We start from the raw sequence: 22,511 nt of genomic DNA on the forward strand, positions 1-22,511 counted from the left end.
TTGGTTGCAACCATATCGCTTGCCCAGGAAAGCATACAACCTGCTTTAACAGGCGGTCTCCACCCTGGCTACCGGACCTGCCATAAATTAACTACACGGGTGTACAGCAACGCAAGGCAGAACACGGGCAAAAGAAAATACTCGTTTTAATAATTAAAAAAATACAATTCTCACCTAATAAAAAATCAGTTATGAAGAGATCAATTCTTTATTTTACTTTACTATTTGTATGTATAAGCACTGCAGTACAAAGCCAAACCAAAACCACTCCGAAGCCAGCAGTAAAATCAGCCTTGCCTAAAAGCGATGCACTCACCAACAAAAGCATTATTGACCTGCATAAAGCCGGGCTGGGGGATGAAATTATCCTTACAAAAATTGATCAGTCCAAATGCGTATTTGATCTTTCTACTGATGCGCTGATCGACTTAAAATCCAAAGGAGTTTCGGCGGATGTGATAAAAGCTATGATGAATAAAAGCGCTTCCGGCAGCAGCACCGCAGCTATCGCTTCTACTAAAAAAGAACCGGTAAAATCAAGCAATACAGGTGGGGCATCACACCTGTCGCCCGAATTAGTAAATCATGTATATGTTTTACTGAAGGCACAACCGCTTCAGCCGTTAGAAAAATCTGTAGCCGGTAAACGCACCCGGAACTTCGGGTTCAAGGGTGTTCAGGTATTACAGGTAGACGGAGCCAGTTCCGGTGTCAGTCTCTCGGCTGATGATATTCAATATTTCATGATCAATACCGGTGGTGCCTCTTTACCGGAAGTAACTTTATATACTTTAAAATCGGTTAAGGGGAAGCGGGAAGTGGAAAGTATGTCGGTAGGAACATTTGAAGGAGCCAAAACCGGCGAAAAGTACCAGGTTCCTCTAAACATCAGTAAGCTAAACAACGATGTCTACAAAATTGCACCGAACAGAGCATTGACAAAAGGAGAATACTTTTTCACCACTAAACCGGAAGCCACTGCAACCAGTTTAGATGTTTACACGTTCAGCATAAAATAAAGAATACGAAAGTACAGGAACTGTTTGCTGTTTCACCATCTGCAGGTAATGCTATATGTAAAAACACGTCTCTGTCCGGGCTACGGTAACAGTTTGCAGAACCCGCCGTAAAAGCAATTACGCCGGGTCCACTGCAATGCATTGTACCAATAGCAGCTGCAAAGCAGACCTGAATGTGATATGGTTATTACTCAATCGCTTAAAATTTTGTTTCTGTAAGAATAATTTAAAAGAGCATAGTTATATTCATTTCTGAAAAAGTTCACCTGCTCTTTTTTACCTTAGCCACCAGGTGATAGGAATCATCGATCCACTCCTTTAAAAGCTTCGGGGAAACAGTTCCGTCTGCAATAACTGTATTCCAGTGCTTTTTGTTCATGTGATAGCCCGGTCTTACACACTCATACGCTTCCCTCAGTTCTAAAGCCCTGTCAGGATCGCATTTTACATTAAATGAAAGCGGGCTACTATTGATGCCCATTAGTAAAAATATTTTCCCGTCCACTTTATACACCAAAGTGTCAGGACCAAAAGGAAAAGTCTCTTCCACCGCTGGTTTTGAAAGGCAATAATCACGTATTACTTCAATATTCATGGCTATTTATAAAATTAAAATTGCTACCTTAACTGCGCTTATATGCAATTTAGCTTTTAATTATGATAAGGAGACTATCCGCCTGGTTATTACTACTGGTTTTATTTATTGCTTTATCAGAAATTTGTTTTGCACAGCCAAAGGCATGGCACAATCTTCAATTTAACCATTTAGCAAAAAAATGGGATGAAGCCATGCCACTCGGCAATGGCATGCTGGGTGCACTTGTATGGCAAAAACAGGGCAGGCTTCGCTTATCACTGGACCGGGCAGACCTTTGGGACGAACGCAAAGCACTGGACCTGTCCAAATTTCACTTTAAGGACGTTGAACGCTGGGTGCGCACTAAAAATTACGACTCTGCCCAACTGTTAGGCGACGTTCCTTATGACCAGGTACCTTATCCTACCAAACTTCCTGCTGCTGCATTAGAATTTGATCTGGGCAGCATTGGAAAAGTTCTCTCCAATACCCTCGACATAAAAAACGCCATTAATATTATCATTTTTGAAAGCGGGATCACTTTTAAATGTTATATACATGCCACTCAAAACACGGGGTATTTTACTTTCGAAAACATTGAGGAAAAAAAATTTCATGAAATATTTAACATCCTGGCACCAAAACTTATTGTGCATAATTACAACAACGGTAATAGCGGGAAAGACAAACTTCCTGCACAAAGCCTTGAAAAATTAGGATATACGCAAGGTACAGTTATGGAAACAGCCCATACCATCAGCTATCATCAATCTACCTATGATAAGAATTATTTTGAAGTAGCCATTGCCTGGCAAAAATTCCCGGGAAACCGGATGATTGGAGGATGGACCATTAGCAACAACAGCAAGGCTAAAATACCGGTGCTCAACACTGCTTTAAGCGAGCCTACCAGCTGGACAGGCCATACCAACTGGTGGAAGAATTTCTGGTCCAAATCATCAGTAAGCCTGCCGGACACCCTTATTGAAAAGCAATATTACCTGGAAATGTATAAGCTGGGATCGGTATCCCGCCCCATGGCTCCTGCTATTACGCTGCAAGCCGTCTGGACTGCCGATAATGGCAGCCTTCCACCATGGAAAGGCGATTTTCATAATGATCTTAATACCCAGCTCAGCTATTGGCCGGTTTATACGGGTAACCACCTGACAGAAGGGGAAAGTTTTATTAACTGGCTATGGAAAAACAGGAAAAAGAATGAGCAATATACCAAACAATATTTCGGCGTGGAAGGGCTGAACGTGCCGGGAGTGGCCACGCTTAACGGTGACCCGATGGGAGGATGGATACCATATGCGCTGGGGCCAACAGTAGGCGCCTGGTGCGCGCAGCATTTCTACTGGCAGTGGAAATATTCGATGGATGAAATCTTCCTCAAAGCCAAAGCCTATCCCTACATACACGACGTAGCTACTTACCTCGAAAACATCACGCGATTAGAAGATGGCGTAAGAAAGCTTCCTTTAAGCTCCAGCCCTGAATACAACGACAACCGTATAGAGGCCTGGTTTAGGGAATGGAGCAATTTTGACCTTTCTCTTGTTAAGTTCCTGTTTAAGGCAGCAGGAGAGACAGCCATAGCCGCCGGTAAAAAAAGTGAAGCAGCGCATTGGCAAACCCTGCTGAAACAGCTTCCTGGCTATGAAATAAACGAAACTGGTTTTACGGTTGCGCCGGGACAAAACCTGAACAATTCGCATCGCCACATGTCCCAGTACATGGCTATATACCCGTTGGCGTTGTTAGATATCAACAACCCGGAAGACAAAGTCATGATTCAAAATTCCTTAAAAAGAATTGAAGAAATAGGCACCCGGGCATGGTGCGGCTACTCCTTTAGCTGGATGGCCAGCCTGTATGCACGGTCCTATGAGGCTGATAAAGCTGCCAGGCAGTTGCAGATCTTCGCTTCCAACTTCTGTTCTCCCAATAGCTTCCATCTGAATGGAGACCAGAAAGGAGGAGAACACTCCGGCCTTACATACAGACCATTTACCCTGGAAGGCAATTTTGCTTTTGCACAAGGCGTACACGAATTGTTACTACAAAGCAGGGATAGTTATATCGAAGTCTTTCCGGCTGTTCCACGCGAATGGAAAGATGTTGCTTTTAATCATCTCAGGGCCGAAGGGGCTTTTATTGTTTCGGCAAAAAAAGAAAACGGGGTGCCCACAATTATTACCGTAGTTGCTGAAAAAAATGGTGAGTTAAACATCAGGCTTCCTTTTAAAACCTGGCTGTCGAAAAATATTCCTATGGAATTATTTAAAAGAAATGATAACGGGATTATTTCTGTGAACCTTAAAAGAGGACAAACCGTAATTTTTGAAAATGGTTATGAATAAAAAAATATGCAGGCAATTAATAACCAGTGCATGGTTATTATTAATGGTATCAGCTTTATCGGCCCAGAAAAAGCCCAATATAATACTCGTATTAGCCGATGATTTAGGTTATAGCGATATTGGCTGTTATGGCAATCCATTGATCAGAACGCCTTTCCTGGACAAAATGGCGACTAATGGCCTGATGGCGACTAATTTTGTAACCACGTCGCCTATTTGCTCCCCCTCCCGTGCTTCATTACTTACCGGAAGGTATTGCACAAGATCGGGCATTACCTATGTAATCGGGCCAGGAAACAAAATCACAATGCCTGAAGATGAAGTAACCATTGCAGAGGTTTTAAAGCCCAGCGGCTATGCTACAGGGGCAATAGGTAAATGGCATGTGGGCGATTATGGAAGCGGGCTTCCGAATCAACAGGGCTTCGATCTTTTTTATGGCATGATGTATAGCCATGATTACAGAAGCCCTTATGTAAAAACAGATACCGTTATTAAAATTTTCAGGAATACCACACCTGAGATCTATCAACCACACGACAGCATTCTCAGCAATATTTATACTAAAGAATCTATCGCATTCATTCAGCAGGCACATAAAAACAAAAAACCTTTCTTCCTGTACCTGGCCCACAATATGCCCCATTTACCTGTGGCATTTGGAGCTATGAAATATCGACCCGTGCACTCGGCAGCCGGGGCTTTAGGCGATGTGATTGAAGATATGGATGAAAGTCTGGCAAGAATATGGAAAGCTGTTGACGACATAGGCGAAGCCAGCAATACGGTCTTCATTTTTACCAGCGATAACGGCCCCTGGATCAACGCGCCGCAGCGTATGTACGAGGATGGTAACACCAGGCCCTACCATGTAGGTGCAGCAGGTATTTTCAGGGGATGGAAGGCATTATCCTACGAAGGAGGGCATCGTGTTCCTTTTATCGTTTACTGGAAGGGGCACACCTTATCTAATGAAGTATTGAGGAAGCCCCTTTCCAACCTGGATATCTTGCCAACAATAGCCGAATGGTCGGGATCGAAGTTGCCCAAAAATGAGCTCGACGGCCAATCTGTGTCAGGCTTTCTTACCATAAAAAATTACGACAAACCTCACCGGCCCATTTATTATCATAATACATCACTGGAAGGTGTTAGGGACGGGGACTGGAAATTACGCGTCACAAAAGATAGCGCCGGGACGCTAAACGAGCTTTACAACTTATCCTGGGACCCGTCGGAACGGGTGAATCTTTTTAACAATCCTGATTACAGTGCACAAAAGAAATCTTTATTAGAATTGTTTGCAGCATTTCCAAAAGGCCGGTAAAATTCTTAACTTTCACCCCGGATTTTAAATACTAAAACAAAAATGATGATTGCTCATTACCAGAAACCGGTTCTTTTTAAGTTTATAGGATTTTGTATAGCCTTCGCCATAACTGCAGGCAGTACAGCGTTTGCTACTATAAGGCTTCCCAACATTTTCGGCAGCAATATGGTATTGCAGCAAAAAACTGAGGTTTCGTTGTGGGGGCTGGCAAATCCAACGGAAAAAATATTTATTACAGCTTCCTGGAATAATAAAACAGATTCAGTAGTTACAGATGGCAATGCTCAATGGAAAATAAAGCTGGCAACCCCGGCTGCGGGAGGGCCGTATACAATCACCTTTAAAGGTGATAATTCCATCACCCTCAGCAATATTATGATCGGCGAAGTATGGGTGTGCTCCGGACAATCGAACATGGAATGGAGCAGCTACCAGAAGCTGCCACAAATACTGGAGGAAATACCTCACAGCGCTAACAATAACCTGAGATTGTTACAGGTACCCCGGTCAACATCGCGGTACCCGCAGGATAATGTAGAAGGAAATTGGAAAATAAGCGGCCCTGAAGCTTTGCAGGGCTTTAGCGCAGTGGGTTATTTTTTTGCGAAGGAGCTTCAGAAAAAACTGAATGTGCCTGTAGGCATCATCAATGCAAGCTGGGGCGGAACACCCGCAGAGACATGGACCCCGGCCGGGATAGTTACTCAAAGCAGCGTATTAATGCAATCTGCCGCCATGCAAAACCAAACGCCGTGGTGGCCCGTACAGCCTGGTTATGCATACAATTCGATGATCTATCCTTTAACACAGTTTTCTGTTGCAGGCGTTATCTGGTACCAGGGCGAAGGCAATACCGTGATGCCGTTTACTTATAATCATTTATTTTCCTCCATGATAAACGCCTGGAGAAAGGCATGGAAAAAAGAGTTTCCTTTTTATTATGTGCAGATAGCCCCTTATACTTATGGAAATTATAATGTGGGCAACCTCATCCGCGAACAGCAAACCCAAACATTAAACCTTCCCCAAACCGGTATGGTGGTAATTACGGACCTGGTTAATGATGTAAAAAACATACACCCCACTAATAAAACAGAGGTAGCCAAAAGACTCGCTGCTTATGCCTTAGCAGAAACATATACACAGGATGTGGGCATTTACAAAAGCCCTATGTTTAGCCGCATGGAAATAAACGGAAGCAATGCGAACCTGTATTTCGATAATGCTCCTAATGGCTTTACATTAAAGAGCGGGAAGGCGGCTACTGAGTTTTTTATTGCCGGGGCCGACAAGGTGTTCTTCCCGGCAATGGTTAAAATAGAAAAAAACAGGCTGGTTGCGTCCAGTACCCAGGTAAAAAAACCGGTGGCCGTAAGGTTTTCATTCAGCAACGAAGGCATGTCTAATATTTTCAGCAAAGAGGGATTACCGGTTGCTCCTTTCAGAACAGATGATTGGGAAGTAGATACAGGGAAAGTGAAGTGAGGAGTGTAGTGGGAAAGTCCGGAGATCGGGGATGGAGGTTTATTGTCTATAGCTTATGAATATCAGTTATTGGTGAATAGTGAATATGAAAGGGCGGCTAACATCGGGGTTTCCTGAAAGTATAAAATGTGTGCCAGCATTAAGCTTCAGGAGATTTCAACGGTAGCAATTGAATATTTTAAATGGCTGGAAAATTAAAAATCCACAACACACTGATTCAATACGGCCTGAAATAGACAATACACAGCACACCCGGAATTTTCAGGAAGGCCTGATATCTATATCCTCTCAGCTATTATACCTGTCAGCTATCGCTTATATCCCCTTTCACACTCCATCCACATCGGGGATCACCACTATCGATTTATATCTTTTTTCCTGGTGAAGTAGCGCTATCTGATAAAGGATATCTTTTTTGCATTGCTCCAGGACTTTTGCATTGCGAGGCAATTTTAGCAGCAGCTCCATTAAATACTGGTTGCGCACCCGGTTCACAACCGGTTCTGCAGGGCCTGTTAAATACGCTTTGTAGCGATTAGACAGCCCATTGGCAAAGAGCTGTGCCGCATCCTGCACTACCTCTCTTATTTTGTTTCTGAAAGTAAGTTTAATGATCCTGGAAAAAGGCGGATAAGCAAAAAGTTCCCGTTTAGTTATTTCATCCTGGTACATGGCATCATAATCATGCCGCTGCACCTGCACCAATACCGGGTGTGCCGGTTGAGCAGTTTGTACCAGTACCTTACCTTTGCCATGCTTGCGTCCCGCCCGTCCGCTTACCTGTTCCATCAGCTGAAACGCTCTTTCATTCACCCTGAAATCAGCAAAAGATAAAATGCCATCAGCGTCTAAAATGCCCACCAGGTCAACATTTTCAAAGTCAAGTCCTTTCACTACCATTTGTGTACCCACCAGTATGTCGATCTTGTGCTGCTCAAATGCCTGTATCAGCTGGTCGTGCGCGTGCTTGCCACGTACCGAATCAATATCCATCCTGGCCGCTCTGGCATCAGGAAAAATTTCCTGTAAAGCTTCTTCTATTCTTTCGGTACCAAATTGTTTCTGCACAAAATCGTGGCTGCCGCAGGCGGCGCAGGTGGTCATAGGCGGATAAGTGGTACCACAATAATGGCAAACCAGTTTATTATAAAATTTATGAAAGGTAAGCGATACATCACAATGCCTGCATTGAGGTATCCAGCCGCACGCATTACAACGCTGGTAAGGAGTATAACCACGCCGATTCTGGAACAGTATTACCTGTTTCTTACTATTCAGAGCCAGTTGAACCGCATCGCGCAGCGGCTGTGTTAAAATAGTTTCAGTGATATCCTTTGCCCGGAACCTGCGCGTATCAATCATTTCGATAACAGGCATCTCCACATCGCCATAGCGCTGTGTCAGCTGTACTAATCCATATTTACCCTTTGTGGCATTATAGTAAGACTCTAACGAAGGAGTGGCGCTGCCTAAAATCACAGTACAGTTCTCGTATAACGACGACATATAAATAGCCGCGTCTCTTGCATGATAACGTGGTGCAGGCTCCATCTGCTTATAAGAAGTATCGTGCTCTTCATCACAAATAATAAAGCCCAGGTTGTCAAAAGGCAGGAACAGCGCAGAGCGTGCGCCCAACACAACTTTCAGCTCACCATCCTTTACCCTGTTCCATATTTCTATTCTTTCATTTTGTGAAAATTTAGAGTGATAAACGCCTATATGCCCTCCAAAATGCTTTTGCAGCCTGCGAATGGTTTGAGAAGTGAGTGCTATCTCCGGCAACATATAAAGTACCTGCTTTCCGGTTTTCAACTGCTCTTCTATCAGCCTGATATAAATCTCCGTTTTGCCGCTGGAGGTAACCCCATGCAACAGGCAGATATTCTTTTGAACAAGCGATGCTTTAATGTCCGAAAATGCTTTTGCCTGTGCTTCAGACAGCTCAAAATCTACATTAATGTTTTTAGGCGACCGCCTCACCCTGTCAACATTTCTTTTCTCAGCGATCAAAATTCCTTTCTCCACCAGTCCCTTAAACTGCGCCTCGCTGGCGCCTGCCTTTTTCAGCAAAGCAGCTTTGGTTACATCGCCTTCAGCTTTTTGAAAATGCAGATAGGCCAGCAGCAGCTCCATTTGCTTTTCGGCACGCTGCAGGCGCTTATCCTCATTCAGCAATTGCTCCAAAGCCGCTTCTGCAGCGTATTCAGGCGCCAGTATTACGAAAGTTTCCCTTTTAGGATTGTAGGTTTCCTTCAACGCTTCCCACACATAACAAATGCGCTTTTGTATCAACCGGTTAATAACAGGATACACATGCGTAGCATCCAATACCTGCTGTACTTCGGTCAGTTTTAGTTCCTTTCTAATCAGTAAAGCCTCTGCCACCAGGTATTCTTCATTATCCAGATCCGTGAAATCTTCTCCTGCTTCCTCATTAAAAATCAAAACCGTTTCGCTGCTCAGTTTAAAATGAGCCGGCAGTGCTGCAGCCATTACCTCTCCCTCTGTGCACATATAATAAGCAGCCATCCATTCCCATAACTGTAGCTGCTGGGCATATACCACGGGCTGCACATCCAGAACATTCAATATTTCTTTCGGCTCAAAAAATTCAGGAGCATTGTCATGTAAAAATTTTACAATACCAGCATACCGCTTATTCCTGCCAAGATTCACTTCTACCCTGCAGCCCGCCTTAACTGTTTCCAGCAAATGTTGAGGTACCTGCCAGGTATAATTAAGCGGGAGGGCCAGCGGGATAATGATCTCCGCAAAAACGGGCTTCCTATAACTGTTACTGTATAATTCAGGTGCTTGCGGCATGTAGTGCAATATACTTACTGTTTTGATATCCAGGGCGCCTTATAAGCCCTGAGCGCTTCTTCCATTTTTTGATATACGCTGTCTTTTAAGCGGGCTACATCATTCATTGTAAGGCCGTCAACAGCTATTTCTTCAAGATACACTACCCTGCTCTTCCCGGGATTTAAAGAAAATATACTGCGGTAGTGCATCCGGCTGTAAGTATCCAGGAATAAAACGGGCTTAACAGGCGTTTGCGTTTCAATAGCCAGCTTAAAAGCGCCATTATAGAATTCCTTTAAAGGAGCATTTGTTTCATTAAAAGTACCTTCAGGAAAAACAAAAATTGAAATGCCTTTGTTTAAAATGTAGCGCAGTAAACGGAGGCTCAATGCCCGGTGCCGGGCGTCGCTTCTGTCAACCGAAACAATAGCATATTTATATATAAAACCAAAAACCGGCACTTTGGTCAGTTCTGCTTTGCCTAACGGCCGTAAAGGTTTTCTGAACACTTTCACCAGCATGGGAATGTCCAGGTACGAAATATGATTAGCTACAATAATATATTTCTTATTACTATTGTGTGGTGCATCATATATTTTCTTTACAAAAATAAATGTAAGCGCAAACCACACATCGGCCCATAAAACGCATAGCCGGTAGATCATATTGCCGCCCCTGATCCTGCCAAAAAAACTGGCAATGATTACAAAGGGAAATACCAGCAGCATTAAAACCACAAAGAGAATGGCCGCATAAATGCTGAACAGGAAACGCAGGATCTTCATATCAGTTGGCAAATGTAGGAATTAGTTAAAAAGTCAGCAGGTTAATGAGTTGACAAAATTTCGCAAGTTCATGCGCCTGGCCCTGGTTACCAACAGTCAACTTTTCAACCTTTCAACTTTTCAACTTAACTTTGCACCCTTATGCAGGGCACAAAAACAGTAGCTTTTCACACTTTGGGCTGTAAACTCAATTACTCCGAGACCTCGTCCATTTCCAGGATGATGGAAAATGAGGGCTTTGTGAAGAAAGAATTTACAGAACTGGCCGATGTATATGTAATCAACACCTGCTCTGTTACCGATAATGCAGATAAAGAATGCCGCCAGCTGGTGCGCCGCATACAACGTAAAGCACCTGAAAGCATCGTGGTTATTACCGGCTGCTACGCACAGTTAAAACCTAAGGAAATAGCCGAAATTCCCGGTGTAGACCTGGTTTTGGGCGCAGCAGAAAAGTTCAATATTACCAAACATATCAAAGAGATCGCTAAAGGAGACTCCGCAAAAATCTGCAGTTGCGATATTGAAGAAGTCAGCGGGTTTACTACTTCCTTTTCGCTTGGCGATCGTACCCGTACTTTTTTAAAAGTGCAGGATGGCTGCGATTACAATTGCTCTTTCTGCACGATTCCCATGGCACGGGGAAAAAGCCGCAGCGATAATATTGCCAATGTGATCAGGAGCGCAGAAAGTCTCGCTGCCGGCGGTACTAAAGAAATTGTGCTTACCGGCATTAACCTGGGCGATTTCGGTAAAGGCCCTGACGGGTATGCCCCGGTGCCGGTTCATAGCAGGGAAGAAAACTTTTTTTCGCTCATTAAAGCGCTCGATCACATTGACGGGATTGAACGGTACCGGATATCATCCATAGAGCCTAATTTGCTTACTAATGAAATTGTGGAATTTGTAGCTAACAGCAAAAAGTTCATGCCGCATTTTCACATACCGCTGCAAAGTGGCAGCAATAAGATTCTGGGGCTGATGCGCAGGCGGTACAAACGGGAACTCTATGCTGAACGTGTAGGGCTTATAAAAACCCTGATGCCGCATTGTGCTATTGGAGTGGATGTTATTGTGGGATTTCCCGGCGAAACCGATGTTGAATTTAAAGAAACTTACGATTTCCTGCACGGGTTAGACATTTCTTACCTGCACGTTTTCACTTATTCTGAAAGAGATAATACCCATGCGCTTACGTTAAAACCGGTAGTACCTATACATCAAAGGCATGAAAGGAATAAATCGCTTCGTAATCTTTCTTATATGAAAATGCAATATTTTGAAGCACAACATGCAGGACAAACACGTAAGGTATTATTTGAAAATCACAATAAAAACGGCATGATAGAAGGATATAGCGATAATTATATCCGCGTTAGCATTCCTTATAAAACAACATTGGAGAACAGCATTGTCGAGTGGCAACTATAGCTTCTTACTTCTTCTTCTTAAGCTTGTATTGCTGGTTCAGCCCGTTGATCACCTCCTTTGTGATATCGTACGCTGTATCGCTATAATAAAAAAGACCCGGCTCATGAGAAAATATAAATGAATAAGTGCCGTCTGCATTAAATTGCATTAAGTAGTCTTTTATATCTTTTATCACGCTCATATTTTTAGATGCCAGCCAGTTCTGATATTCATCTGCCAGTGTCTGCCTTTTTTCCATCATTTCACGTTCTGTGTTCTCCATATCTTCCCTCGCTGCAACGGCCTGCTCTTCAGTCATAGTAGCGCTGCGCTGCTGGTAGCCCTCTAATTTATTCCTGTACGCTTTTTGCATCCTGTTCAGCTCTGCATCAAGGCTTTCTCTTCTCCGTTCTACTTCATTGGATACAACTTTTGCCAGCTCATACTTATTTTGTATAGAGTCCATATTAATATAAGCGAACAGCAGTTTTTTGCTGGTTACAGAATCTTTGTTATTTAAAGAGGTTCCCGCGGTAACAATCGCTTCGGAACCCTTTGCAAACTGTTTATACAATAAATAAGAAACCGCAACAACCAATAAAGCATTTACGATTAATAAAGCCTGCTTCATAATTTCATCGACATTTTAATCCTGCAATATAATGATCAATTAAAGAAAACGAACATACCATTTTGTTTCTTATGAAAGGCTTAACGGTATGAGCGGCAAAAGTTAAGGGTTAAAAAGTAAACTACCAATTTTCATCCTCAGACATGCTCCCCTTAAAGCTATCAAAACCGATTTTTTTTTAAATTACAGCTGTTACTGCAATAGCCGGCGATAAAAAAGAGACTTTTAACAAAACAGGCTGTTTTTACTGTTCCTTTCAATAAGCAACTCTAATTAAAATAATATAAAATATTGACTATCAATTAAATAAAAACAAATCATTATAATTTTATCAGATCCTTAGTATTTCATTTGTTACTATTGCTAGATACCTGGCGTCTGGATGAATAATACAACAGCAAGCCGGGATAGCCGTTTATTGAATAAAACACCGGAATAGATGCAATAAATATTGCCGGTTTGGTAGTTAGTAAAAGCAGAGCATCAAGGAGGTTTTTGTTCTTGGCCAACAATACCGCTAAAATCGCATGCGTTTCACAAAAATGGCAATCACCGGCTTTAAAATTTCTCCTTATCTTTCAAAAAACTATCAGTATGATCCGATTCCTTTTTTTACCTTTTATTATGATGCTGACCACCACTGCTTATGCCCAGAATACTTACTGGCAACAAAAGGTGGACTATAAAATTGATGTTTCGCTTGATGATAAAGCTCATACACTCACTGGAGCAGAAACGGTGCTCTATACAAACAATTCGCCCGATTCCCTCAGTTTTATCTGGTTTCATATCTGGCCCAATGCCTATAAAAATGACAGCACTGCCTTATTCCAACAAATAAAGAATGATCCTACATCGGAAGAAGATATTTCCAATATCACGCGCGGTTACATAGAAGGGCTGAACTTTAAGGTAAACGGGGCCACCGCAAAAACAGAACCCCATAGTAATCCCGGTTATATTGATATTCTTAAAGTCATATTACCCCAAAAACTAAATCCGGGAGAATCGGCTACTATCACTACCAATTTTAAAGTTCATTTACCTTCTTACTTTTCACGTTCAGGCTATGCCGATGGTCAGTTTATGGCCACCCAATGGTATCCCAAACCAGCCGTGTACGATAAAAACGGGTGGCATGAGTTTCCATATTTAAGTATGGGCGAGTATTACAGCGAGTATGCGAATTTTAAGGTCAACATTACATTACCAGGTAATTATGTGGTGGGTGCTACCGGTGTATTACAAAATGCTGATGAACTGAAGCAATACCGGGAAATCGGGGCAAAGAATACACAGGCACGTTCCGGTACCCCTGTGTTATATAAAAATAAGGCTGCGAAAAAAACCCTTACTTATACCGCCGAAAATGTACCTGATTTTGCCTGGTTTGCTGAACAGGATGTAGTGATACAATATGATACGGTAAAGCTGGCTTCCGGTAAAACTGTAGACGCATTCACCTACTATAAAAATAAACCCGGAACCATCTGGAATAACAGCATAGATTATACAAAAGACGCAACCAGGGCTTATAGTAACTGGATAGGCACCTATATGTACCCAACCGTTCAGGTTTTTGAAGGTCCCAAAAACAATTCCAGCGGCGGCATGGAGTATCCCATGATCACGCTTATTACCGTGCCGGATGCAAAAAAAGAATACCTGGACGGTGTCATTGCCCATGAAATAGGCCACAACTGGTTCATGAGTATGCTGGGAAGCAATGAGCGGGAACATACATGGCAGGATGAGGGTTTGAACACTTATTACCAGTTTCGTTACGAAGCAGAAAAATACAGGGCCAATTCCGTTTTCGGAGATCAGATCCCTCCGCAGCTAAAAAATCTTCCGTTAGACCGGTTTCAAAATGCGCTGTATGCCGCTATGCAGCAAATCCCCATGCAATCAGCTATCGACATTCCGGCCGCAGATTTTAAAACATCACAGGATTATGGTCTGATTTCTTATGTAAAAACAGCCATATGGTTATATGAACTGGAAAAACGGGTAGGTAAGGAAGGTGTAGATAAAGCCATGCAGCAGTATTTTAAAGACTGGCAGAATAAACACCCCCAGCCGGAAGACATGAAAGCCTCCTTCGAAAAAGCGCTGGATATGAACCTGGACGACTGGTTTAATAAACTTAAAAAAGAAGGAAGTCTTTAGAAACATATAAAATTTTAACCGTAGAATTCTGAATGCAGGATGCTACATTTTACATATATCATTCATGATCATTTCTTTACAAAACAAAAAAGCCCTGGTCGGCGGCGCCAGCCAGGGGCTTGGAAAAGCAGTGGCTGTGCAGCTTGCAGCAAGCGGAGCCTCGGTAACTATTATGGCACGTAATGAGGCAAAGCTACAGCAAGTAATAAGCGAATTATCTGCAAGCGAAGGGCAACAGCACGATTATCTGGTTGTTGATTTTTCGGATTTTGAAAGCTTTAAAATAAAGATGGATGATTTTTTCAGCAATCATGCGGTTGATATTTTAGTAAACAATACCAACGGGCCAAAGGCAGGAACCGTATCGGAGCAAAAGGAAACAGATTATCAATCAGCATTCAGCCTGCTTTTTCAAACCGTGCAATACACTACCAGCCTTGCTGTTAAAGGTATGAAGGAAAACAGGTGTGGCCGTATTATAAACCTTACATCCAGAACGGTTAAAGAACCTGCTGATAACCTGGCTTTGTCCAACATTATACGTGCTGCAGTGGTTGCCTGGGGAAAAACGATATCACGGGATGTAGGCAAGTACAATATTACTGTGAATAATATCCTTACAGGAAATTTTGACACTGAAAGGCTGAATGAATTATTTTCGTTACAGGCCAAGGCTCAAAATACATCAATAGAAGCAATCACAAAAACAGCAGAAGCTGATATTCCTTTACAAAGATTAGGCAGGCCTGAAGAACTGGCAAACCTGGTAACCTTTTTGGCATCGGAACAGGCATCGTATATAACCGGAGCAAGTATTCCCGTGGATGGAGGTTTGCTGAAATCAATATAAACCCGGGCGAATGAAAGCCATCATTTTCATCTGCATCATTTTGCATCCTGTATTCATGATTGCCCAAAATACAATTTCGGGAACAGTAAATACTACTAATGGCGTTCTTCCTTATGCCAATATCGGCATTAAAGGGAAGAATTTCGGCACAATCAGCAATAAACAGGGAGCCTTTGAAATCGACATACCAGATAAGTTTTTATACGACTCGCTGACGTTCTCTTATTCCGGGTTCCGGGATGTAACATTAAGGGTCAAAGATATTATTAGCAGCAAGCAATATAGTTTTTTTCTAAATGCAGACACTATTACATTAGAACCGGTCGTTATCAGCAATAAGACTCCGGCCCTAAAAACAATTGGCGTAAAATCTTACAGTTCTTTTTTATTTAGCCCACCGGTAAATTCAAAAAATAATGATATAGTGGAGTTTGCCCAATATATCGCCAATACAAAATCTTCTCAAATTTTAAGCACTTCTATTATGATCCGGAACGGAAGTGGTGATTCTGTTACCCTAAGAATTAATTTCTATAATATAAAAGACGGAGCGCCTTTTGAAAAAATATGCCCGGTAAATATTATTGAACGGGTATCCACCCAAAAAGGGTGGCAAAAAATAGATTTACAGGATCACGATCTCCATTTTAAAGGGCCTTTTTTCATTACTTATGAATTAATCCCGGGAGAGAGAGAGATTACATTTAATTACGGCAGCAGGTTAGGCGGTAGTATATATATAAGGCATAACAGTCTCGGCTCCTGGGAAAAGGTAAAAGGAGGCTCCTTATCTGCATACGTTACAGTAAAACAATAATTCACAATTTATATATATTAACGTGAGTTTGGGGTCTTCTTCAAACAGAATCTAACTAGTGTCATGTGAATTAAATGCTGTCTGTCGCCCTGTCCTGTCCTTGAGACTCACTGTGACATCAGGCTGATATTACTTTTGGATTAGCCCCGGCCGTGCTGCCGCTGTTGTATCTTCATCCAACAGCTAAACCGCAAAATATTTATGCCCCATCAAATACCGGGTTCGCAAAAATCCCGTTTTATAACAAAGCCTTCCCCGCATTCTGCGTACCTTTGCCCATTAGCATATTTTCACATTTCCATATTTTCACATTAAAAGAATGCATTACGTTTCCGCAGAAGGTTTAGAAAAAAGTTATGGCATACAGCCGCTGTTCTCCGATATATCGTTTCACATAGAAGAAGGCGATAAAATTGCTTTGGTAGCCCGTAACGGAACCGGCAAGTCTACCCTTTTAAAAATACTGGCAGGCAGGGAAACTGCAGACGAAGGCAAACTATGGATCAACAAAGACGTGGATGTGGTTCTATTTGAGCAGGAACCCGACCTTGACCCTGAAAAAACGATTGCAGATAATGTGTTCTTTCATAATAATCCTATAATTACTGCGATCAAAAAATATGAATCGGCCAGCGAAAGCAATGATGCAGACAAAATAGCCGACGCATTAGTGGTGATGGACGAGTTACAGGCCTGGGATTTTGATGCCAAAGTAAAGCAGATCTTCGGTAAGCTGAACATACATCACCTGGACGCTTTGGTAAAAAACCTCAGCGGCGGACAGAAAAAGCGGGTTGCGCTCGCCAGAACCCTTATCGATATAGGGTTTGAGCACAAGCATGTATTACTGATCATGGACGAACCTACCAACCACCTGGATGTGGAGATGGTAGAATGGCTGGAGCATTTCCTGAACAAAGAGAATGTAACCCTGCTGCTGGTTACGCACGACCGCTATTTTTTAGATGCCGTTTGTAAAGAAATATGGGAAATGGAAGGCAGCAACCTGTATGTGCACAAAGGCGACTATGAAAACTATCTCGAAAAAAAAGCGCAACGTATAGAAAACGAACTGGCAAGTATTGATAAGGCTAAAAACCTGTACCGCCGTGAGCTGGAGTGGATGCGTAAACAACCCAAAGCCCGTACCACCAAATCGCGCAGCCGGGAAGATAATTTTTATGAAGTAGAAAAACGCGCCAAACAACAGGTAGTGAACGAGCAGGTACAGTTGCAGATGAAAATGAACCGCCTGGGCGGCAAAGTGGTGGAGATGAAAAAAGTGTACAAGTCTTATGGTGATAAAAAAATACTCACGGGCTTTGATTACACTTTTAACAAAGGTGAGCGCATAGGAGTAATAGGTAAAAACGGCGCCGGCAAATCTACTTTCATCAATATACTGCAAGGGTTACAGGAAGCGGACAATGGTAAAATCAATATAGGCGATACCGTAATTTTTGGCAATTATTCACAGCAGGGTCTGGAGGTAAAGAACGATATGCGCGTGATCGAGTTTGTAAAAAATATTGCTGAAAACTTTCCCCTTGCTAAAGGCGGAACCTTAAGCGCTGCACAGTTCCTGGAACTGTTTCTATTTAACGCTGATAAGCAATACACGTATATCAGCAAATTAAGCGGCGGCGAAAAACGCAGGCTGCACCTGCTTTCCATCCTTTTCAGGAATCCGAATTTCTTAATTTTAGATGAGCCTACCAACGATCTTGACCTTCCCACATTGGGTGTTTTAGAAAACTTCCTGATGGAATACCCCGGCTGCTTATTGATCGTAAGCCACGACCGGTATTTTATGGACAGGCTGGTAGATCACCTCCTGGTATTTGAAGGAGATGGCCTGATCAGGGATTTCCCGGGGAACTATACCCAGTACCGGTTGCAGGAAGAAAAAAGAAAGCTGACAGATGAGAATGTACAGTCACCAGGAAAGCCTGCGCCCAAAGAAAATACAATACCTGAAAAAAAGAAGGTTTCATTTAAAGATAAACGGGAGTTTGAACTGCTGCAACAAGAAATTGAAGCTTTAACCAAAGAAAAAGAAGCCATCTCAGCGCAGCTGAACAGCGGCAGCACAGCTTATGAAGAATTACAGAAGCTGGCGGAAAGAATCGGCACCGTCACCCATCTTTTAGATGAAAAGGAAATGCGCTGGTTAGAGCTGAGCGAATGGATAGAAGGATAAGTATGATCCGGATCGGTAACTGATATAATCAAAACTAATGAATACAAGAAATTACGGGATGGACTTGCTGAGATGTCTGTCAATTGCCTTTGTAGTATTGGCCCACCTGTACCTCATTTATCCGCCAGGCGGTAAAATGCAGGCACTTTCGATGGTATTTTCACTATTAGATGGTGTGACCATATTTTTTGTATTGAGTGGATTTCTTGTCGGTTACCGGTTATTCTCCTGCTTCGAATCTGCCGGTAATGTCAACAACGCCAGGCTTCGCCGGTTTTTTATCAGCAGGTGGTTTAAAACCTTACCCAGTTACTATACTATGCTCGTATTACTGTATTTTCTCAACTATACCTATGTTCAGGAAAGCGGTGTACAGACAAGTGAATACCTGATCTTTATACAGAACTTCAACAAAAACCATCCAAAATTTTTCCTGGAGGCCTGGAGTTTAAGTACAGAAGAATGGTTTTATCTGGCTACACCTGCTTTATTGCTACTGCTTATCAGGGGATTAAGAATCCGACCGAAATTTGCGTTTCTATACGTAAGTCTTTTATTCTGGATCGGCGCACACATCACAAGATCATACTATCTATATAATGCCAGCTTTGCCACTATGGAAGATTTTGGGCTTATTCTCAGAAACCGCGTTTATGCAGAATGGACGCGCCGGCGTTCGGCATACTCGCTGCCTGGCTATATGTGTACCGGCCATCCTTTTTTCTCAAACAAAACAGCAAACGCTCCATGCTGTTATGGATACTGATCTTGCTGTTGGTAGCCTGCAATTACTTCCTTTACCAGATCATTAAAGATGGCTTTACAGTAAATCTGGGCCACCATCCTATCCTAAGCTTATCAGGACTTCTGTACTTTGATCTTTCCCAGGGCATTATCCTGCTGCTGCTGCCCCATTTCTTTCGCATAAAAGCACCACAGAATACCTGGCGCAAAGTGATTACCTACATCAGTAAACTGAGTTACAGCATTTATCTCGTGCACAGCAGCCTGGTTATCGGCATCCTGCTGCCGTTTTTCAATCAATGGGTAGGGCATCAAAAAATGACGGTGCTAATGATTTACCTGGTGCTGGTAGCCATTTGTGCTCTGTTACTCTATTACGTTGTAGAACAGCCCTTTTTCCGTTTGAAAAAACGACTCATTAAAGGTAAGCAGCCGCCACCCGATAATTTATTGTCAACGCACCAGGCTACTGCTCCAATGTAACATTACCGAAATATTTATATCTATTATCATTCTGTTTTAATAAAAGGAAATAGGAAAATTCGTATTATTTTTGCGCCTGTTTTTGCAACGGGAAGCGCACCCATTACTTATCTCTTACTACCAGGCGGTGTTCCTTTCTCTAAAAGTACAGCAGCAAAAACCTGAAATAAACCATACAGAAAATGAAAGAGACGATAGAAACCGATATCGCCCTTATTGGCGGCGGGATCATGAGCGCTACCCTGGGAATGCTCATCAACCAGTTAGCTCCCGGTAAAACCATGCATATTTTTGAAAGATTAAATTACGTGGCAGGAGAAAGCTCCGATGCATGGAACAATGCCGGCACAGGACATGCCGCTTTATGCGAACTGAATTATACTCCTGAAGACGAAAATGGTGTGGTGCATATTGATAAAGCACGTGCCATTATGGAGCAGTTTGAAGTGTCCAAGCAATTCTGGGCCTATCTTATTGAACAGGAAAAAATCGGTAATCCTGAAGATTTTATCCGCTCCACGCCTCACATGAGCTTTGTACGGGGGGAGAAAGATGTAGCATATCTCAGGAAAAGATACGCTACATTGCAGCAAAGCAGCCTTTTTCAGAATATGCAATATTCCGAAGACCCTGAAGTTATTAAACAATGGACGCCTTTAATTATTAATGGCCGTGATGCCGCTGAAAAAATTGCCGCTACACACTCGGCTTTAGGTACCGATGTAAATTTTGGTGCTATCACCGGGGCGCTGATCAAAGCGCTTCAAAAGTCGGGACAGGCCACGCTGCACCTGCATCACGAGGTAAGAAAGCTGAACCAGCGACCCGATAAGCGCTGGGAAATAAGAGTGAAAGACCTAAGCTCCGGTAAAAAATATAATGTGCTGGCAAAATTTGTATTCATCGGTGCGGGCGGTGGCTCGTTGGAGCTGTTACAAAAAGCCGATGTGCCTGAAGGCAAAAAATACGGAGGCTTCCCTGTAGGTGGCCAATGGCTGGTTTGTAAAAATTCCGAAGTAAGCAGCAGGCACCAGGCAAAAGTGTACGGGCAGGCCGAAGTAGGCGCTCCGCCCATGAGCGTGCCGCACCTGGACGCCCGGATTATTGATGGTGAAAAAGCCATTCTTTTTGGCCCCTTTGCCAGCTTCTCTACTAAATTTTTAAAAGAGGGCTCTTACTGGGATTTGTTCGGTACTGTAAAGTACTGGAATATTTTCCCACTCATAAAAGTGGGTATTAAAAACTTAGACCTTGAAAAATACCTCATCCGCCAGTTAAGCTTATCTTTCGAAGAAAGGATGAATGTTTTGAAACAGTTTTATCCTGAGGCCAATCCTGCCGACTGGAAATTGCAGGAAGCCGGCCAGCGGGTGCAGGTAATTCATAATGATCCTGAGAATGGCCCTACCCTGCAATTTGGTACAGAGATAGTAACTGCAGCAGATGGCACCATATCAGCGCTGCTGGGCGCATCGCCGGGTGCATCAACTGCAGTTTCCATTATGCTCCGGCTTTTAAAGCAATGCTTCCCCGACAGGGCCGAGGCCAATATGCAGCGGCTTCTGGACATGATCCCGTCCTATGGACAAAAGCTCGAAGACCATCCTGAACTGTTGGCCGAAGTAAGAGCGCGCACCAGCCGTATATTGGAACTCGATGCTTAATTCCTGAAAATGTAAGTATATGTAATACGCTATATGCAATGTTCAACATCAGCAAAGTGCCACATCCCCGTAACCTTCATTAATACCGGGGATATGATTTGAATTACCATTTACATCCAAAGCTGTAGGTTATGTATCATACCAGGTATTTGTAATCCGCTTGCAGATGTTCAACGGTACTGTTTAACCAATAAAACCGTTAGGTGATCGATAATCTATTATTACAGGCGGGATCTGTGACCCGGGGGCTACATTAATAGCACCTGCTCCAATAATGTAGCTGTATTTCACCAGTCCGCTTTAGCGCCTTTTCATGCTTCTGGTTTTTACCCCGGTAAAAATAAGTAATGAAAGACCTGAGCAACTAACCGTTAGTATAAGCGTAAAGCATCAGGTCCCAGCAACATCATGCGTTTACTTTGCTCAACAGGGCTATAATTTCCTTTTGCGTGCTTAAAGATTTATCAGCATTGTAATAATTCTGGATAGCTGTTTTGATCTCTTCAAAATCAGCTTTACGCGCCGCCAGCTCCAGGTACATCTCCTGCCCTTTCTTAGGCCTTGGGCCCCAATGAAACAGGTCTTTACCATTTTCATCCCTTACAATCAGTATAGGAATCGACTTGGAACCACTGGTTAAATAGTGGTCGATCTCAGAGGCGCTGTCGCGGAGCTGAAGCGTGAACGAAATTTTATCATTCCATGTACTCATTAAATAAATGATCGGCACAATATGCGCTGCATCGCCGCACCAGGGTTCGGTTATAACCACCCATTGCTGTGGCTGATCAATGCTTTTGATTAAGCTGGCTGCTTCCGGGGTAATCGGGTTGGTCTTTATCCAGCGCTTCATACGAGCCTCGTTCATTTTGGTATAATGGTAATAATCGGGATGATCATACGGAGCCGGAGGCACATCCGCATTGACGATCTCATGCGTATAGTTGAGGTATTCGTTCCAGTTCATTGTTTTCATGCAAAAGATAACAAGATATAAAATAAAAAGTTGTACCGAAGCCAATGATCGGCGTCATTCATCTAAAAATGTTCATCGCCCGCAGGCCATAAAATAAATAATGCGAGGCGAGGACGCCTCGCACAGCAGCAGCTGCCTGACGGCGGTCAGGAACGCCACATATAGCAGTGCTTCTTTCTCCCTGCTGGTCAGACCGG

The 22,511-nt window shown here is 42.9% G+C and carries 17 protein-coding genes; 12 read left to right on the top strand and 5 right to left on the bottom strand.

The window, feature by feature from the left end:
- The first annotated feature begins 191 nt into the window (after window positions 1–191).
- Window positions 192–1,019: a hypothetical protein gene (locus ACYVBM_RS09850; protein WP_460685484.1), complete on the top strand. Its 828-nt coding sequence runs from the start codon at window positions 192–194 to the stop codon at window positions 1,017–1,019.
- A 262-nt stretch (window positions 1,020–1,281) separates the two neighbouring features.
- On the opposite strand, the gene ACYVBM_RS09855 is transcribed toward ACYVBM_RS09850, so the two are convergent.
- Window positions 1,282–1,614, bottom strand: a complete 333-nt coding sequence (locus ACYVBM_RS09855) for an MmcQ/YjbR family DNA-binding protein (RefSeq protein WP_460685485.1) — start codon at window positions 1,612–1,614, stop codon at window positions 1,282–1,284.
- Between the two features lie 62 nt (window positions 1,615–1,676).
- On the opposite strand from ACYVBM_RS09855, the gene ACYVBM_RS09860 reads away from it, so the two are divergent.
- From ACYVBM_RS09860 to ACYVBM_RS09870, 3 genes are read left to right on the top strand one after another with little or no spacing between them, the layout of a single operon-like run.
- A complete protein-coding gene (locus ACYVBM_RS09860; RefSeq protein ID WP_460685486.1) occupies window positions 1,677–3,962 on the top strand; it encodes a glycosyl hydrolase family 95 catalytic domain-containing protein in 2,286 nt (761 codons plus the stop codon).
- Window positions 3,955–5,289 (top strand): sulfatase-like hydrolase/transferase, encoded by a 1,335-nt coding sequence (locus ACYVBM_RS09865; RefSeq protein WP_460685487.1) that lies wholly within the window; start codon window positions 3,955–3,957, stop codon window positions 5,287–5,289. Before ACYVBM_RS09860 ends, ACYVBM_RS09865 begins: the two co-directional genes overlap by 8 nt.
- Before the next feature lie 42 nt (window positions 5,290–5,331).
- Window positions 5,332–6,777 carry a sialate O-acetylesterase gene (locus ACYVBM_RS09870; protein ID WP_460685488.1) on the top strand — a complete coding sequence of 482 codons (1,446 nt, stop codon included), beginning with the start codon at window positions 5,332–5,334 and terminating at the stop codon, window positions 6,775–6,777.
- Between the two features lie 327 nt (window positions 6,778–7,104).
- Here ACYVBM_RS09870 and priA read toward each other — a convergent pair whose 3' ends face one another.
- Complete coding sequence (gene priA, locus ACYVBM_RS09875) at window positions 7,105–9,603, bottom strand: replication restart helicase PriA (protein ID WP_460685489.1); 2,499 nt, start codon at window positions 9,601–9,603, stop codon at window positions 7,105–7,107.
- A 14-nt stretch (window positions 9,604–9,617) separates the two neighbouring features.
- A complete protein-coding gene (locus ACYVBM_RS09880) occupies window positions 9,618–10,370 on the bottom strand; it encodes a lysophospholipid acyltransferase family protein (RefSeq protein WP_460685490.1) in 753 nt (250 codons plus the stop codon).
- 141 nt (window positions 10,371–10,511) lie between these two features.
- Here ACYVBM_RS09880 and mtaB point away from each other — a divergent pair, with 141 nt between their 5' ends.
- Entirely contained in the window at window positions 10,512–11,801 is a 1,290-nt protein-coding gene (mtaB, locus tag ACYVBM_RS09885; RefSeq protein WP_460685491.1) for a tRNA (N(6)-L-threonylcarbamoyladenosine(37)-C(2))-methylthiotransferase MtaB, read from the top strand.
- A 4-nt stretch (window positions 11,802–11,805) separates the two neighbouring features.
- On the opposite strand, the gene ACYVBM_RS09890 is transcribed toward mtaB, so the two are convergent.
- Window positions 11,806–12,411: an OmpH/Skp family outer membrane protein gene (locus tag ACYVBM_RS09890; protein WP_460685492.1), complete on the bottom strand. Its 606-nt coding sequence runs from the start codon at window positions 12,409–12,411 to the stop codon at window positions 11,806–11,808.
- 594 nt (window positions 12,412–13,005) lie between these two features.
- Between ACYVBM_RS09890 and ACYVBM_RS09895 the strand changes: the two genes are divergently transcribed.
- The 7 genes from ACYVBM_RS09895 to mqo all read left to right on the top strand — a co-directional run bounded on the left by ACYVBM_RS09895 (window position 13,006) and on the right by mqo (window position 21,338).
- Entirely contained in the window at window positions 13,006–14,580 is a 1,575-nt protein-coding gene (locus ACYVBM_RS09895) for a M1 family metallopeptidase (protein ID WP_460685493.1), read from the top strand.
- 64 nt (window positions 14,581–14,644) lie between these two features.
- Window positions 14,645–15,430 carry an SDR family oxidoreductase gene (locus tag ACYVBM_RS09900; RefSeq protein ID WP_460685494.1) on the top strand — a complete coding sequence of 262 codons (786 nt, stop codon included), beginning with the start codon at window positions 14,645–14,647 and terminating at the stop codon, window positions 15,428–15,430.
- Window positions 15,431–15,440: 10 nt separating this feature from the next.
- Window positions 15,441–16,247 (top strand): carboxypeptidase-like regulatory domain-containing protein, encoded by an 807-nt coding sequence (locus tag ACYVBM_RS09905; RefSeq protein WP_460685495.1) that lies wholly within the window; start codon window positions 15,441–15,443, stop codon window positions 16,245–16,247.
- Window positions 16,248–16,566: 319 nt separating this feature from the next.
- Window positions 16,567–18,447 (top strand): ABC-F family ATP-binding cassette domain-containing protein, encoded by a 1,881-nt coding sequence (locus ACYVBM_RS09910; RefSeq protein ID WP_460685496.1) that lies wholly within the window; start codon window positions 16,567–16,569, stop codon window positions 18,445–18,447.
- Between the two features lie 37 nt (window positions 18,448–18,484).
- Entirely contained in the window at window positions 18,485–19,213 is a 729-nt protein-coding gene (locus ACYVBM_RS09915) for an acyltransferase family protein (protein ID WP_460685497.1), read from the top strand.
- Window positions 19,195–19,674 (top strand): acyltransferase family protein, encoded by a 480-nt coding sequence (locus ACYVBM_RS09920; protein ID WP_460685498.1) that lies wholly within the window; start codon window positions 19,195–19,197, stop codon window positions 19,672–19,674. Before ACYVBM_RS09915 ends, ACYVBM_RS09920 begins: the two co-directional genes overlap by 19 nt.
- A 182-nt stretch (window positions 19,675–19,856) precedes the next feature.
- Window positions 19,857–21,338 carry a malate dehydrogenase (quinone) gene (gene mqo, locus ACYVBM_RS09925; protein ID WP_460685499.1) on the top strand — a complete coding sequence of 494 codons (1,482 nt, stop codon included), beginning with the start codon at window positions 19,857–19,859 and terminating at the stop codon, window positions 21,336–21,338.
- Between the two features lie 406 nt (window positions 21,339–21,744).
- On the opposite strand, the gene ACYVBM_RS09930 is transcribed toward mqo, so the two are convergent.
- The gene (locus ACYVBM_RS09930) at window positions 21,745–22,305 is read right to left on the bottom strand and encodes a thioredoxin family protein (protein ID WP_460685500.1); all 561 of its coding nucleotides are present in this window, start codon (window positions 22,303–22,305) and stop codon (window positions 21,745–21,747) included.
- Between the last annotated feature and the right edge of the window lie 206 nt (window positions 22,306–22,511).

It is taken from the genome of Niabella aquatica (genome assembly GCF_054779315.1).